Annotated in this window: 14 protein-coding genes; 5 read left to right on the forward strand and 9 right to left on the reverse strand. The window is 50.8% G+C overall.

Translation table 11 applies throughout. The features are described 5' to 3' along the window. Positions 1-366: 366 nt before the first annotated feature. Positions 367-858 (reverse strand): Cys-tRNA(Pro) deacylase, encoded by a 492-nt coding sequence (gene ybaK, locus ABCS64_RS09055; RefSeq protein WP_418891522.1) that lies wholly within the window; start codon positions 856-858, stop codon positions 367-369. A 309-nt stretch (positions 859-1,167) separates the two neighbouring features. Between ybaK and prmA the strand changes: the two genes are divergently transcribed. The 5 genes from prmA to ABCS64_RS09080 all read left to right on the forward strand — a co-directional run bounded on the left by prmA (position 1,168) and on the right by ABCS64_RS09080 (position 4,966). After that, positions 1,168-2,064: a 50S ribosomal protein L11 methyltransferase gene (gene prmA, locus ABCS64_RS09060; protein ID WP_418891523.1), complete on the forward strand. Its 897-nt coding sequence runs from the start codon at positions 1,168-1,170 to the stop codon at positions 2,062-2,064. After that, a complete protein-coding gene (locus ABCS64_RS09065; RefSeq protein ID WP_418891524.1) occupies positions 2,061-3,059 on the forward strand; it encodes a DUF3426 domain-containing protein in 999 nt (332 codons plus the stop codon). The genes prmA and ABCS64_RS09065 overlap by 4 nt, the downstream gene beginning before the upstream one ends. A gap of 114 nt (positions 3,060-3,173) precedes the next feature. Continuing rightward, positions 3,174-4,109, forward strand: coding sequence for a carbohydrate kinase family protein (locus ABCS64_RS09070; protein ID WP_418891525.1), 936 nt, complete (start codon positions 3,174-3,176; stop codon positions 4,107-4,109). A gap of 307 nt (positions 4,110-4,416) precedes the next feature. Beyond that, positions 4,417-4,728: a lysophospholipid acyltransferase family protein gene (locus ABCS64_RS09075; RefSeq protein WP_418891925.1), complete on the forward strand. Its 312-nt coding sequence runs from the start codon at positions 4,417-4,419 to the stop codon at positions 4,726-4,728. Then, positions 4,646-4,966, forward strand: coding sequence for a hypothetical protein (locus ABCS64_RS09080; protein WP_418891926.1), 321 nt, complete (start codon positions 4,646-4,648; stop codon positions 4,964-4,966). Before ABCS64_RS09075 ends, ABCS64_RS09080 begins: the two co-directional genes overlap by 83 nt. A 145-nt stretch (positions 4,967-5,111) precedes the next feature. Here ABCS64_RS09080 and ABCS64_RS09085 read toward each other — a convergent pair whose 3' ends face one another. The 8 genes from ABCS64_RS09085 to ABCS64_RS09120 all read right to left on the reverse strand — a co-directional run bounded on the left by ABCS64_RS09085 (position 5,112) and on the right by ABCS64_RS09120 (position 16,442). Further along, on the reverse strand, positions 5,112-5,939 hold the full coding sequence (locus ABCS64_RS09085; protein ID WP_418891526.1) for a symmetrical bis(5'-nucleosyl)-tetraphosphatase: 828 nt from the start codon (positions 5,937-5,939) through the stop codon (positions 5,112-5,114). Positions 5,940-5,994: 55 nt separating this feature from the next. Further along, positions 5,995-7,386 (reverse strand): glycosyltransferase family 4 protein, encoded by a 1,392-nt coding sequence (locus ABCS64_RS09090; protein ID WP_418891527.1) that lies wholly within the window; start codon positions 7,384-7,386, stop codon positions 5,995-5,997. 172 nt (positions 7,387-7,558) lie between these two features. Beyond that, positions 7,559-9,238, reverse strand: coding sequence for an acyltransferase family protein (locus ABCS64_RS09095; RefSeq protein ID WP_418891528.1), 1,680 nt, complete (start codon positions 9,236-9,238; stop codon positions 7,559-7,561). A 57-nt stretch (positions 9,239-9,295) separates the two neighbouring features. Next, positions 9,296-10,630: a glycosyltransferase gene (locus tag ABCS64_RS09100; protein WP_418891529.1), complete on the reverse strand. Its 1,335-nt coding sequence runs from the start codon at positions 10,628-10,630 to the stop codon at positions 9,296-9,298. Then, positions 10,627-13,671, reverse strand: a complete 3,045-nt coding sequence (locus ABCS64_RS09105; RefSeq protein ID WP_418891530.1) for a methyltransferase domain-containing protein — start codon at positions 13,669-13,671, stop codon at positions 10,627-10,629. The genes ABCS64_RS09100 and ABCS64_RS09105 overlap by 4 nt, the downstream gene beginning before the upstream one ends. A 68-nt stretch (positions 13,672-13,739) precedes the next feature. After that, a complete protein-coding gene (locus ABCS64_RS09110) occupies positions 13,740-14,435 on the reverse strand; it encodes a methyltransferase domain-containing protein (RefSeq protein WP_418891531.1) in 696 nt (231 codons plus the stop codon). Then, positions 14,432-15,649: an ABC transporter ATP-binding protein gene (locus ABCS64_RS09115; protein ID WP_418891532.1), complete on the reverse strand. Its 1,218-nt coding sequence runs from the start codon at positions 15,647-15,649 to the stop codon at positions 14,432-14,434. Before ABCS64_RS09115 ends, ABCS64_RS09110 begins: the two co-directional genes overlap by 4 nt. 4 nt (positions 15,650-15,653) lie before the next feature. Beyond that, positions 15,654-16,442, reverse strand: a complete 789-nt coding sequence (locus tag ABCS64_RS09120; RefSeq protein WP_418891927.1) for an ABC transporter permease — start codon at positions 16,440-16,442, stop codon at positions 15,654-15,656. Positions 16,443-16,502: the final 60 nt, after the last annotated feature.

Genomic DNA, 16,502 nt, shown 5'->3' on the forward strand with positions numbered 1-16,502 from the left:
ACAGCAGCCGGCGCACGCGCCAGACAAAACATCGGAAACGGAAGGCGGGCGGCGAAGCCCCAGGTATTCCGGCTTCCCCGCCCCTTTGCCTCCTCGCATCCCCGCCTACCGATAGTCGGCCATCACCCAATATTCGGATGATGTACGCTCGATTGCCGCTGATGCTGAGCCTGCCGTCAAAATTTTAGTGTTTGGCAACTTCAGTGTTCCGGACACAGGAAATCGCAGACCGGAGCGCCAAACAGGCGACTCTCACGGAAAACAAGCAGACACGCCTGTGACGTCCGTCAGCCTTTCCCCCGCCGTACCCACTGCTTTACGCACTTCAACCCGTCTATTTCCGGTCTCAATTTCCCCGGCTCCGATTCAGCGCCCGGGCAGCGCCACATTGACCGGCACCGGCGCCAGCAGGCTGACCAGATCGTGCGGGTGAATGCCGACCAAAAATCCGCGATGGCCGCCGTTGATATAAATCAGCGGCAGATCAAGGATGCTCTGTTCCAGATACACCGGCATTTTTTTACGCACGCCAAAGGGACTGGTGCCGCCGACCAGATAGCCGCTATGGCGGTTGGCGACTTCCGGTTTGCACGGTTCGATGCGTTTGCAGCCAATCTGACGCGCCAGCTCTTTGGTCGACACCTGACGGTCACCGTGCATCAGCACGATAAGCGGTCGGGCGGCTTCGTCCTCCATGATCAACGTCTTGATCACGGCGTGCTCGCTGACATTCAGCTCGCGCGCGGAAACACGCGTGCCGCCATATTCTTCATAAGCGTAGCAGTGCGAAGAAAAGGCGACGCCATGCTGGCGAAGAAAGCGGGTCGCCTGCGTTTCAGGCGCGTGCATGGACTTCATGATGGACTCCTCAAAAGTATCAGGGCGAACGCTTTATCAGCCCCGCCGATTCACCCGGCTTTCCCGACGGCACCCGCTTAGCCTCACGTATTCCGGGCAGGCGAACCGCCCTGTTTACGGCGCGCTGCTTCGGATAAAAAAATCCGTTTCACCGACTATAGCAGAGATCGCCCAAGCCCCGTTTTGGCGCTCCACCGCAGTGCCGGCGCCGCCGTTCGGTAGCCAAAAAATGCACTTTCGGCGAGAATCGGTCAGAATGCTTGCCTTGCACGCGCGTGTCTTTGCACTTTTTTGCCCAATACGAAGATCATGCCCTGGATTTCCCTCCGTATCGAAACGGACTGCCAGCATGCCGACAGGCTGGCCGACGCATTCATCGAACACGGCGCCCTGTCCGCCAGTATCGAGGATGCCGATGCCGGCACGCCCGCCGAACAGCCGCAGTTCGGCGAACCCGGCTCGCCCACAACGCCGGGCTGGGCGCGTTCGCGCGTTATTGTCCTGCTCGATGAGACAGCCGATCCCGACATCCTGCTTGCCATCTGCGCGCCGCTGGCCGGGCTTGAGCGCACGCCGCCTTACTGCTGCGAAACCGTCGCCGAACAAAATTGGGTGCAGATCACACAGGCACAATTTGAACCGATCCGCATTTCCGAACGTCTGTGGATCGTCCCCTCCTGGCACGAACCGCCTGACCCGGAAGCCATCGCACTCGTCCTCGATCCGGGAATGGCCTTCGGCACCGGCTCGCACCCGACGACCCGGTTGTGCCTGGAATGGCTGGAGCGCGCCGTCTCTCCCGGTGTTTCCGTGCTAGATTACGGCTGCGGTTCAGGCATTCTCGCCATCGCGGCGGCACGCTTCGGCGCCGCCGAGGTGCTGGGCGTCGACATCGACGCGCAGGCAGTTGCCGTTGCCCGCAGCAACGCCGAACGCAATGGCGTTCGCGCACATTTTGCCGATTCGGCCAACACACTCCAAGGACAATTCGACATCGTCGTCGCCAATATTCTTTCCAACCCGCTCAAAGCGCTCGCCCCGGCGCTGTGCGCCCACGTCCGCCCGGGCGGCAGACTGGCGCTTTCGGGCATTCTCGCCGAACAAACCGATGAACTGATCGCCGCTTACGCGCCCTGGCTGCCCCTGACGGTTGCCGCCGAATGCGAGGGCTGGGTCTGTCTGAGCGGCATCAAGGATTGTGCATGAAAACCTGTTGTCCCAATTGTCAGACGATTTTTCGCATCACTCCGGAACAATTGAAAGCGCGCGCCGGTAGGGTGCGCTGCGGCCAGTGCCGGACTGTTTTCAACGCACTCGACGCCTTGCTCGAAGATGCGAAAGACACGCATGCCGCAGAATCCCACACGGCCCATCGCAGGGTTTCGCCCGCCCAATACGGTTCAGCCGCCCTGAGTGGTCAGATGGGTGGGCAGAAGGCCGTTCCCCATCCGCTATCGACGTCGGCGAGTCGCACGCCCTCACCAGTAAACGACCCTTCGGTACGCATTCTGCTCGAACCGACGCAGGTCTCCAGCGGGCTGCGCGCTGAACCCTCGCTCCCAACCGCCGAGGATGCGCCGCCACCGCCGATGAGCGATGCCGAAACCCAGGCGTTCGGCAAGGCCGCAGGACTCATCATGCCGCGCGACATCACCGAAGCGCCCGGCTACGATAAATGGTCCAGCGGTGTCATGGCCGAATCACCAACGACATCTGCCGAGAAACCGCCGCGCTGGCCCTATGCGCTGGCCGCTGTCGTCCTTTTGCTGGCGCTGCTCGGCCAGCTCGCCTTCCATTTCCGCGGTGAACTGGCAATCCGCGCCCCGGCCATGCGGCCAGCGCTGACGGCGTTTTCCCGCCTGTTCGGCGCTGAAATTCCCCTGCCGCGCCACAGCGAACTGATCAGCATCGAAGCCTCCGATCTGCAAACCGATCCCGCTCATGCCAATCTGCTCACGCTCAACGCGACGCTGCGCAATCGCGCAGCCTATGCGCAGGCGTTCCCATCACTGGAACTGACGCTGACCAACACCGACGACAATGCCATCGCCCGGCGCATTCTGTCGCCCGCCGATTACCTGCCAGCACGGCTGAAAAATGCGCCCGCCTTCACCGCCAATACGGACATCACCGTGCATTTGTGGGTCGAGACCACTAACCTGAGCGCCGCCGGATACCGCTTATATGTCTTTTATCCATGACGCCCGCGGCAGCGCGCACAGACTGCCCGGTATAATCCGCCGCATTTTTGGTACTCAACTCATTCCGCAGATTCTTCTGCTTCCAACAACGCTGATTTCATTCAACATTCTCTTATGTCCACGCTGATTTGCGGCTCGATCGCCTACGATAACATCATGGTCTTCAATGACCGTTTTAAGAACCACATCCTGCCTGAGCAAATTCACATCCTCAACGTCTCTTTTCTGGTTCCGGAAATGCGCCGGGAATTCGGCGGCTGCGCCGGCAACATCGCCTACAACCTCAAACTGTTGGGCGGCGACCCGCTGATCATGGCGACCGTCGGCGACGACGCCGATCTTTATCTACGCCGACTGGAGACGCTGAACCTGTCGTGTGCATTCATCCGACAGATCGCCGGCAGTTTCACGGCGCAGGCCTTCATCACTACCGACCTCGATGACAACCAGATCACCGCTTTTCACCCCGGTGCGATGAGTTTTTCGCACCAGAACCATGTTGCCAACGCCACGCAAGCCACACTTGCCATCGTCGCCCCGGACGGACGCGACGGCATGCTGCAGCATGCACGTGATTTAGTCGCCGCCGGCATTCCCTTCGTCTTCGATCCGGGCCAGGGACTGCCGCTGTTTTCGGGCGAAGAACTGCTGCATTTCCTCGAACAGAGCGACTACGCCTGCTTCAACGACTACGAAGCGCGGCTGACCAGCGAGCGCACCGGATTGCCGCTCGAACGGCTGGCGGAACATGTGCGGGCGCTTATCGTCACGCTTGGGCCGGCCGGCTCGCATATCTACGCGGGCGGACGGCGTTACGACATCCCCTGTGCCCCGGCCGACGCGATTCTTGATCCCACCGGGTGCGGCGACGCCTATCGCGCCGGTCTGCTTTATGGCATTGAGCAGGGCTGGGACTGGGAAAAAACGGGGCGTTTGGCGGCCATCATGGGTGCGATCAAGATTGCGCATCGCGGCGGACAAAATCACCGATCCGACCGCGAAGACATCGCCGCGCGCTACGCCAAGGCATTCGGCCAGAAGCCCTGGTAACGCACGCATAGCCGCCTTTGGCCATCATGCCGACCGTGAGCGGAGAATCACAGGACCTCGGTCAAGCCGCTGCAACAGACACGACAGACACCTTCGCCACCCCCCCTCACCGCCGCTACCGCCCACGCCGTACGGGGTCTTCGGCTGGCGTTGCCTGCGCCTTGGACTGCATTTTGTCTGGGGTAGTCTGGTCACGGCGGCAATCTACCCCTGGATCAACGAGGCGAAGCGCCTGCGGATTAAACAACGTTGGTCGCGCCGTACGCTCGAACTACTATCCATCCACATCGACGCCCCGCTGGTCGATATGCCGCCAGGCTGCCTGATCGTCGCCAATCATATTTCCTGGTTCGATATTTTTGCCATCAACGCGCTGCGCCCAGCGGATTTCATTGCCAAATCGGAAGTACGACGCTGGCCCTTCATCGGCTGGTTATCGGCGCGCAACGACACCCTTTTTCTGCACCGCGGCAGCCGCACTCACTCCCGGGGAAATCAATCGCGAGATTGCCACCCGGCTTCATCACAAAGCAGACATTGCCGTTTTTCCGGAAGGCACAACATCGGACGGAACACTGCTGCACGGCTTTCATGCTGCGCTGCTGCAACCGGCCATTGACGCCGGTCGGCCGTTGCTGCCGCTGGCGCTGAACTACCGCGATGCGCACGGGAACTTTAGCCCGGCGCCCTCTTACGCCGGAGAAATTACGCTCATGCAGTGTTTTTCGGAAATTCTGGCCTGTCGCGCGCTCACTGTGCGGATCCTGCCCGCATCGCTGATCTTTCCGGCCAACCAGTCGCGGCGTGCGCTGGCCGATGCCGCACATGCAGCCATTGCCCGGCAACTCGGCCTTTAACGACGAGCGGGCACATTACGCATTGTGCGACCTTCGCGCATCCATGCTGGGCCAACGCACAAATAAGCTGCAATAAAGACGACCCTGCCCTCCGCAAGAAAACCACACAATGAAGGTACGGGCGGAAGATGGCACCGAGGCGGCATCAGGCAGATAGCGGGCAGGCTTCTTCCGGCAGGCACGGCACCTGAAACACGGCCCGGTCTTCCAGCCGTATCGCCGTCAGCATGCCTCCCCAGACACAGCCCGAATCCGTTGCCAGCAGATGAGGCCACACCTTTAACCCAAGCGCCGACCAATGTCCGAAAATCAGCGTCGCATCCGCGCTACGCCGGCCCGGCACCGCGAACCACGGTAAATACCCGGCCGGCGCAGATGCCGTTTCGCCCTTGGTCTGAAAATCCATCGTCCCTTCCGGCGTACAAAAGCGCAGACGCGTCATGGCATTGACGATGACGCGCAGACGCGCCCAGCCCGTCAGATCCGCATCCCATGCCGCCGGTTCGCTTCCCCACAGGTGGGCGAGAAATTCGCGCCAGTTCGCGCCGGTCAGCGCGTTCTCGACTTCTCTGGCCAGCACCTGCGCCAGCATCACGTCCCATGCCGGCAACAACCCGGCATGCACCAGGCAGAAACCGTCTTCTACATGGCAGAGAGGTTGATGACGCAGCCAATCGAGCAGTTCGGTACGATCTGTTGCCGTCAGTACGTCATCGAACGTATCGCCGCGGCTGCGCTTGCCCAAACCTTCCGCAGCCATCAGCAAAGAGAGGTCATGATTGCCGAGAACTGTCAAAGCGGACGCGCCCAGATTGCGTACAAAACGCAGCGTTTCCAGCGATCGCGGGCCGCGATTGACAAGATCTCCCGCAAACCAGAGCCGATCACGCGCTGCGTCAAAAGCGATGCGCTCCAGCAGACAGCACAGCGTCCCAAAACAGCCCTGAACGTCACCGATTGCGTAGGTAGCCATTTTTATGATTGATCAAACAGAACGATGCCTCAACGATTGTGGCACTCACGCCCCTTTACTCCCAGGACGATGCACGGACTGGCAAATCATGTAAAGGCGCAGGAGATTCCGCATAAAGCGTCAAGAGTTCGTTGACGTACGATTCGATGGATTTAGGCGGCGCACAATGCGCGCTAAGGCGTGTGAGAAGCCCCGCCTCATCATGCAGACGTTTGAGACACTGTGCCAGTGCATCAACATTGCCTGGCGTAAAAGTCAGGCCATTCACCCCATTTTCAACGACTTCGGACATTCCCGGAAAATCAGAAGTAATCACCGGCCGCCTGGCTGCCAGCGCAGAATATATGACGAGCGGCGTATTTTCGTACCATACTGATGGCACGACCAAAGCATCGACGCGACTCAGCACTTGCGCAATATCAGTGTTGGGAAAAGTCCCCATAAATTCAATACCGTCATACCCCTCGGACATGCGTTGCAGCCTATGCACATAATCAGGGAAGTCATTCAAGTTGCCATAAATTTTGAGTCGCACACCCTCAGTATTCAAACGCCGAAAGGCATCGATCAGCACATGACAACCTTTGTGCTGCGCCAAAGTGCCAATGTAAGCGAGGATCAGGGGGCGCTTACCGTTGTACTCGCACGGCATGGCGGCATCAAAACCGTTCATATCGATGCCATAGGCGGATTGGTGGATAAGCCGGGCATCGACCCCATTTCGAGTCAATACGTCAGTCATCAGCCTGGTTGGTGAAAAAATGGCAGACAACGCATTGAGACGCGCGATGTTTAATTGTGCACGCCTGCTCAATCCTGCGATATCACCGCGAAAAGGTAACTGCCCGCGTACGGGCGATTTGGCCAGCCAGGCAATCGTATCGGCAGCAAGAGTTGGCAGGTACTTCAGCAATCCGGCGCGATTTTTCCAACGCGTTAGCGCCGCCACGTGTTTGATGCAATTACCGGCATGGCGACTGGGGCCTGGACAAATCTGCCCATCATCAAGAAGCAATTGGCAAGTTGGGCAAACCGCCCAGAAGTCAGTCGGCGTGTAGTACGCTGGTATCTGTTTTTGCCGAGCAATGTCGATCACGGAAGAACTCAAGCGGCCGAAATGAAAAAAATGGATGATATTTGGCGCAATCTCGTCGATCAGTGCGGAAAAATATCTGGCTGACAAATGATTGTCGTACTCCAATTCGGATAATACATGCTGATCACCCATCGGCATAAAGCCATGATGGAATCTGCGAACTTGTATTCCTTCAATCTCATACGCATCGAAGCGCTTCCAATCGGGCAGTATTTCCTTCGTCGGATAGCCCGTATAAACAGATACTTCATGTCCACGTTGCAAAAGGTTCTTGGCGACGCTCAACGTCAATATTTCAGTGCCAGCAAAATATTCCGGAACAAATTGGTGTACTGTAAGCAGTATCTTCAAACTCACGCACCTTTTATTAGAAGAGCTTTAATCTAACCCCTTACCACACCCCAATCAAACCAAAATAAAGCCATTTTGACGGCTCAATAATCCATCATAATATTTTAACAAATGGTACTTAAAATACGCTCACTCATATTCATATATCCAGCTTACCAGACTAACTTATCAATCACATGGTACCCGCTAATTTTAGTTCGCTAAAATCAATCAATATCCGTCGGCCATCAAAATCAGTCCGTGGATAAGAAACGCGATAAGGTTTCCTTGGATCATCATAAAGCGCTATGCCAATGCCTACAGACCGGTCATCTACTAGCCGGTTAGGGATCAAAACACGCTCAAGCCACAATTGCCCATCTGAAAGCCCCTGGCTTTTAACCAAAAGAGTGTCAATTTGGGAAACAATCTGCCCGTCCTTTGCCACAATATGTACTGCTAAATGAGTAGATTTAGTAATTCGCTTTGCACGAAATACCATCTCTAGAAACTTCCCTTCCTGACTAGGCGCTTGTTTTAAACGTATAGCAAGTAAATCAGCATAACGGTCAAAACCTGCCGATGGAATGAGAGAAAATTGTGAAACAAAATTTTCACATTCTGCTGTACATGCCTCGTAAGAAATCAATCCAGGTAAATACTTAAAGGCCAAAAGAGAAGAAATCAGCAAACAAAGGAATAAGGATTGTCGTCCTCCAAAAAAAATCTTTATCAAAACAGGCTTTCCAATTTGGCCAAATTTTAGTATCGCAATTCTGCAAGGATTTTCTATTGACTTATACAATAGCCAGGCTATATAAATACTTAGTAACCAATATAATCCAGCCACAACAGGTTTTGGAAAAAATACAAAATGCGATATATTATTCTCATACCAGTTAAGTATAGGCATATGCACGAGGTAAAGAGCAAAACTAACCTCGCCAAGCCATACCATAGGAGAAAGCGAAAGCATCCTCGATATAAAACCTCTACCAAACGCAAAAATAAAGATCAGTATTGCAAATACTGGGGCAGAACCTGCTTTAACAAGATAATAATTAAATACTGCCCCTCCTTGGCCTTCAAGCCCCCAAAAACTAGTCAATCTTGGCGTCAACCACATTGAAAAGAGCGCCAAAGTAACAACCATTAACTCAATTAATGTAAATGTATACGTAGGGAATTTATACATTTGTTCCACAATTCTTTTGGTTAAAAAAACACGGCAACAAACAACACCCAAGAAAAACTCAAAAAGACGCACTAATGGGTTGACATACAGCAACCCCATAAGTGTTATTGTAGGAAGTGACTCATCGCTTGAAATATTACAGACAATACTCAGCCATAAAAATAGACATAAAGTAAAGAACACACCTACCAACTTAAAGAACCAAGAAATTCTTGTAATAAGAAGCGGAAAAAATAAATAAAAGAAAAACTCAGTGGAAATACTCCAAGCCACACCGTTAAAAGCCAAGAAAACATCTTTTATAGGTATGGCTGACTGAAATAAAAAGAAATTAGCAATCGCCGTAAATAACACCATTGAAATATTAGGAAGTCCACCCACATTCAATGCACCTGTTAGCAAAAATAACAAGACAATTGCAGCAATATGTGAAGGCCAAATACGTGCTATACGCGCTTTAAAAAAACGCAATACATCACTTTTCGCAGGCAAAAATGGGTAATTGTAGGCCAGAATAAAACCAGAAAGGACAAAAAAGAAAGAAACGCCTTGAGCAAAAGAAAAAATATTTGCCAAATTCATAGAACCAATAAGGCGATGGGAATGGCCTGAAACAATCATTGCGGCAGCAAAAAATCGCAACGAAGTTAACGGATCAAGTTTCTTTCTAACTTGCATATAAATTTTTAAAAAATTTATTAGATTTAAAAACTAAAAATGTCAATAGCTCAAATATCAGATCGAGTATAGCTCGAATGTTTCCTGTGCCATATTTTTTGTCGTTCGCTCATAATTTGTCGTTTCTGTCAATGCATATAGATCATCTGGGTGTGAAACCAGTTTGTGTAAATACTGATATAGACTATCGACATTTCCACGTTCAAATGCATAGCCATTAATGCCCGGGTTGAGAAATTCCGTCATGCCCGCCACATCGGAAACTAGTACGGGGGTATGGGTAGCAAGTGCATTAAGTAGTACAAGCGGACTATTTTCATACCACCGCGAAGGAATGACCAATAAATCGAGATCAGCCATAACGGTTAGCATACTTTCTTTTTTGAAAGTCCCCCGAAATTCAATCAGTGATGTATCGGCCAGCCTTTCGAGAGATTCCATATACTGGCGATCCTGATCAGCTGGACCATACACTAGCAAACGCGCCGCACCTTTAGACAATCTATTAAAAGCCGAAAGTAACAAATCCGTTCCTTTATGAGGCGCAATCTGACCAATGAAACCAATTGTAGGAATATGCTCTCGTGAGCGTACCGGTTTAGCGGCGCGATCAATATCAACGCCAAAATGAATATAGTACAGCGGCGTACTAATTCCATTTTTTTTGTACGCGTCCCCTAAAAAGTGGGTTGGTGCCACGGCAGCGCGATACGCATTATTATAAAGCGTCGATAAGATATCAGGCCGATGTACGATATCCTCCACCATCCCATCAGTGGGACCTTTGCAGACACCAGGAAAACGGCGTATCACATCCAAACCATAGGCCATCGCCTCTGCCACTTTAGGGTATTTTGCATAACGTAGTATGCCGCCAGGCCCACCTGCATCTGTTGCAGCTTTTAGATGGCATGCCACGCAATTGAGGCGAGAAGCCAAAGGGCCAGCGCACAGCCCACCATGAGCATTCTCCAATTTATTATTCAGGCAAAAGCCAAAGAAATCAGTAAATGTCGCATAAGTCGGTATGCCTCGCGCCTGAGTTACCTCCAGAAGCGTCGCTGTATGATTGATCAGATGCGTCACATGCACCACATCAGGCGCCAATTCATCCATGAGTTCATGGAAAACAGCCTTCATGTCTGCTTGGTAATACGTTTCTTTGATTCGCGAATGTGGGAGGTGGTTCTTATCAATTGACACAACAGGAATGCCCTGAAAACAATACTGTTTTAACAAGACATCTTGCCGTGGTTCGCCTTGAAATATTGCGGAAACCACGATGACTTCATGGCCAAAATCCTGATAATGCTTAGCCAACTCAAGCGTATAAGTTTCCGTGCCGTAAAAATGATTCGGAAAAAAACAATGGACAAAAAATACAACTTTCATTCCGGCATACCTGTCAACTCACGGTACAATCTTGCGTAAGCATCTACCATTGCCTGTACTGAAAAATTTGACTGTGCACGCTGACATTGGAATTCACCGATTTTTTTCCTCTCTTCGGCATCATCAAGCAGACGAACAATGATATCCGCCAATCCGTCAGCATCTCCGGCCGGTGCTAACACATCTCTATCATCAGTAATCTCTCCAATCGCACCTACATCGTAACCACAAACGGGTATCCGCATACTCATCGCAAAAGGACTGACCTGCCCAAAACTTTCCTTCCAGACAGGCGCAACAAAAACTGTCATCTTACGATAGTAATCAGGCAAGCTGTCATAACTCACATAACCTGTGAACTCAAATTTGTCATTTAGCCCCGCAGCTTGCACTGCCCTTTGAAATACCTCCAATAAACTCCCTCCGCCGACAATTAATGCCTTAGTATTAGGCCGTTTTTGCACAGCTTTAATTAGAGGAACAATTGAAGACTCATTTAACTTATCAGTCTCAAGTCGATAAACCATACCAATACAATTTTCTGGCAAGACATCATCAGGCTTACGCGTAAACAATGAAAAATCAGACCCCGGATAAATCGTAATATGTTCTGGTTTGTTTTGACCAAACTTATGGCGTACATAGTTGCTTACATATATGTAACGATATACTGAAGGAGAAATATAAGGAGCTATTGGCGTATTGATATTCTCTATTACTTTTAGCCCTAATTTCTCTGCTGATCGAATCGCCAATGTATACCATAACTTATCACACTCTCCCCAGTAATGAAAATGAATAAAATCTGCTTTTCTTGATTTCAAGTAAGCAATAAAAGGCTGCTCATTCTTGGAATGAGAGATCTCATCAACATCAACTCCTTGATATGCAGGAGGATTAGGCGCATAGCTCGTCAATATTTTATGTTCATAAAAATGACCAAGGTTTTCAATCAGATCAATAACAAGACGAGAAGATCCTCCCAAACAGAAATTCGCAATTATATGAACAACACATGGACGCCGCCCCGGTATTGGTGCAGGCTGTTTAACACGATAAGCCTGATGCTGATCATACTCAACAGCCTTAGTAACTATGCTTGTGCGATCCTGACTTCGAATCATATTACGCAGTATACGTTTTATCGATACTGGCAATACCATTTTAGCAACCAATATAGTTGCGGTATGGATGCCTCGCCAAGAGAATCTTTCTGTCCGAAGCGTTGTTCCCAGTTGATGCCAATTAGATGACTTAATTTCTGTGATTATATTTTGTAAAGATGTATTAGAAGCATTTAGCTCCGCAATTTTGGCCGTCAACATTTCTGCCTGTATCTGATACCTATCCAATGTTGCTTTTAGCTTTTTAATAGAATCCAACTGATTACTAAGCTGCTCATTCAGATTTTTAATAGAGTCTGACTGGTTACCAAGTAGCTCATTTTGAGAATAACACGTAAAACGTATCAGGTTTACCTTATTCTCCTGACTCAAAAAATCACGAATCACATCACGGGAATTATTAAAAACAACAGCTGGTACTATATTTTGTAACTTAGTTTTTGAACAAAAAGCAATATAAGCTAAGGGTGGTTTCTTATCTTTCTGTTGCCCGAGAATTTCCAGCGGTTTCTTGGGTAAGTCCACATCGTCAAAAGTCACGCTTTCCCGAACTCTTTGGTCAAGCATATGGATATGCGCAAAGCTTTCTGACAACAATTCCAGAAACTCTTCGCGCGACATTTCGCGCAGATGATACGGGTTTTCTCCATACAAGCTTGTTACTTCCGGATTAGGCGTTGAAATAATCAATATGCCGTCATCTCGCAATAAACGAGCAGCAGAGGCTAACGTCGCGCACTGCGTCTCAAAATTTACATGTTCGATCATTTCGAAACACGTCACCACATCAAACGAGGCTTCCGGTAAAGTGCCTCCTAAATCATCACAACAGTAAAACTCCAGATTCAAACCAGAACGACAGTGTGTCGTTTTTGCCCAATCAATTGCGGACGCGTCAATATCCAAACCAACGACTTTATCCGCGCACTCCGCCAGCATTGCCGAGCCATACCCGGAGCCACAACCGAAATCAAGCACCGCTTTTCCTTGAACAAAACGCCGCGCCAGTTCATAACGTGGCAAATGTTCATATTCGGCAATTTTCGACCAAGTTCCGGGTACATAGCGTTCATGCATAAACTCGGTAAAATCACTTCCTTCCGCTATAGCTACCAAGCCACCGTAATCGGCGAATGTAAGCGCTTTTGTTCCCTCTGGAATCAACGGATAGATGCCGTGTACATCAATATTTGTAAAACGCAGCTTTTGCAGAAAGAAGCGTAAAGTTTCTGCATGAAAATAAACAAGATGTGAGGGTGGATGACGATATGCCCAGGTTTTAGGATCCTTTTCCGCCTCACTCGATCCGGCATTAGGCGTACTAATGATTACACGTGTTTTTGGCGTAATTGCACCTATCGAGAAAAGGCTAAAAAACAAGGGGTATGGGTCGGGAAAATGCTCGACGACATCAAGCATCAGAACCACATCGAATTCATGCGGAATAAGATCGGCAGCACTTTCAACGATATACGCCCGGCCTTCAAGCCGACTTTGTGCAATCTTGCGTGCGTAATCGGACAATTCGACGCCAAAACATTTCCAGCCAAGCTCAGCGGCTATATTTAAATGTGAGCCGTAACCACAACCGACATCCAATATCGAGAGACCTTGCTTCGTTCCGTACGCCTCAAGCAAAGGCTTAATCATCGCAACAGAGGCCGAAGTTTGCCTGTCGTAATCCTCGTAGCCACCGCGCTCGCCACCTTCGAACCACTGTTTACGATCATAGTAAGCCTTCAGCATCTCAGCATCCGGCATCGGCGATACAAACTCCGCACCGCAGCGCTTACACCCTCGAATGGTATAACCGTCAACTTCACACAGATGGGAGTTATTTTCGCTGCTCTGGCATACCGGACACGGAAAAAGTTTTTGTGTATTCATTTCCAATTTCTCTTTAAGTTTCGTAGACATTCTTTTTCCAATTCTCCAATTTCAGTGCTTTTACTTTATTTCGCTAAATTTTTTGGGCAAGCATCAGCCTATAGTTTTTCTACGATACACATCCATCCCAACGTATCGTCCGTATCGGCAAGCCGGCCATCCAGCCACAAGGAAATTCGATTGATGATGCTGGCTGTAAATTGGCCACGCTTCCCTTTCTCATTTCGATAATCCATGAAAGCTTGGCCCAACATGGCAAAAAACCCACCACAAGGACGAAAATCGAGAATACCGAAACCGGAGTCCTCTATGCTTTTCCAAAGACCAAAACGGGTAAAGCGCCAGTAATCGTAAGGGGTTTCATGGTGGCGCCAATGCATGGGCGCGCTTAGAATCATTTTGCCGCCTGGTCGCAACAAGCGGCTGCAATCTGCCAGATATGACTTGAAATCATAAACGTGTTCCAGCACCTGCGTAGAAAGAATGGTATCTATAGAGGCATCTGGCAAAGGAGCCGGTTTGCCTGGCGTCAAAACGACATCTGGCTTGATACCGGCAGCCGCCGCGACATCTGCACCAATATAACGGGTAGCGTAGCACTCCAATAAACGCCGGTAAGGCTGACCGCCGCAGCCATAATCGAGCACCACACCACTTGCCATAGGCGCAGCAACCGTTTCCATCCACGCGTTCAGCAAGCTCAGCACGATGTAATGATGATGATCTATGGGAACCTCGGCCACACGAATCCGTTCCAGCCCCGTTTGAACCTCGCTTTGCTCGCTCTGACTCACGCCTCACCTCCAATAACCCAAACACCAGGATGGTGAAATTTTCCCCACGTTGGGAAATCGGCTCGAACAGAAAATGGTAGACACAAATCGGTCAGTGCAAAGCACAGAGAATAATCCTCCGCATACGCAGCAAATGCCACAAGATACTCGCCCGGTGCCAAACACAAGGGATTCAGGATTAACGTGCCGGAACACTCCTGGCCTGCCTTGGGCGCATCCCAGAACACCCCGTCATCACGGCTTGTTTGCCCAACCAGCCAATCACCATCCGCACGGTAAATACTGACGGCAAATACAATTTTCGGCAGATCTGTCTGCGCCCGAAGAACAAAACCCAAGCGTAAAGGCTGCCCTACCCGGTAATGCGCTTCACCGCCATTGAGCAAGCGCAACTCGGTAAAGCGTGCCTTGCCGGTTTCTTGTTGCGGCGGCAGAAAACTTCGATCCACCGTCAATTGCGTTCCACCATCCGGCAGCATATCAACGTAATAATCTTGGGAAATCGACACAGGATTGCCGCTAGCCCGCAGCTGCCCATTGGACAGCCAGAGCACGCGCGTGCATAGCAACTGGAGCGTGCTCAGATCGTGGGTGACAAAAAGCACGGTTACGCCGCGCGCCATCATTCGTTGGATAACTTCAATGCACTTGTTGCGGAAAGTAATGTCTCCGACGCTCAGGGCTTCGTCCACGACCAGAATATCGGGCTGAACATGTACGGCAACAGAAAACGCCAAGCGCACAAACATTCCGCTCGAATAGGTTTTGACGGGCTGCTCAATGAAATTACCAATATCGGCAAACGCAACAATTTCGTCGTAACGCGCATCGATTTCCTGCCGACTCAATCCAAGCAGCGCGGCATTCATATAAATATTTTCACGCCCGGTAAACTCCGGGTTGAACCCGGACCCGAGCTCCAGTAACGCCGCAATACGCCCGCACGTTTCAACTCGGCCGCACGTCGGGCCAAGTACGCCGCAAATCATTTGCAGCAAGGTAGATTTTCCGCTGCCATTGCGCCCGATAATACCGACCGCTTCACCCTTTTCGATCTTGAAACTAACGTCTTTCAGCGCCCAGAATTCTCGAAAATATGTTTGTACAGGCATTCCCGCCAAGCGTTGCAGGCGCGGGAAGAGCATCTGTTTGAGGCGGTCGCGGGGTTGTTCATAAATCTGATAACACTTTCCGAGATTTTCAACTTCGATCATGGTTTCAGAGCACATCAGCAAACCCTTTGCGCGTCTTCTGGAACCAAACAAAACCTAACCATGCGAACATAAGCGTCAAAATCCAATAAATGGCTAGCAAGACAAAATCCGGAGAACGTCCGAAGAACAGCACCGCCCTCACTTCCTCAATGACCAGCGTCAAAGGGTTGAGAAACAGAATTTGGCGGTATGCCTCGGGTAGAGCAGTCGCTGGATAAAAAATCGGACTAAGAAACATGAACATGGAAGTCAGAACACCAATGAATTGGGCCACATCACGCAAATAGACGCCAAGAGAAGCCAGCGCCCAGGTCACGCCCATGATCATGAAAGCAAAAGGCAGCAGAATCAGCGGTAAATAAAACACTGTCAGCGGTGGGGCTCCAAAAAACAGAATGTAAGCCAATAACCAGACGCCTAAACTAATTAAGCAATGAAAAAGCGCCGATACCAGAGCAATGGCAGGCAAAATTTCCAGGGGGAAAACCACTTTTTTGACGTAATTGACATTTGCCAATACCAGAGCTGGGGCACGATTAACGCATTCGGCAAACAGGTTAAAAACAATGAGTCCGGCGAACAGCATCAGCGCAAACTGCATTTTTGATTCGTTTTCGACGCCCCAGCGAGCCTTAAATACTTCACCGAAAACAAATGTATACACCGCCAGCATGCATAGCGGAGTAAATACCGACCAGAACAGCCCCATGAACGATCCGCGGTAACGTCCCAGTACTTCCCGCCGAGCCGACGCCAAGATCAACTCTCGGTTTCGCCATAGCGAGGCGAACATCTCCACGGGATTCGTCAAAAAATCCTGCATAAAGCTTTAAATTCCCATCTTGGAGTACTT

The sequence above is a fragment of the Dentiradicibacter hellwigii genome (genome assembly GCF_041770905.1).
Lineage (GTDB): Bacteria > Pseudomonadota > Gammaproteobacteria > Burkholderiales > Rhodocyclaceae > Propionivibrio > Propionivibrio hellwigii.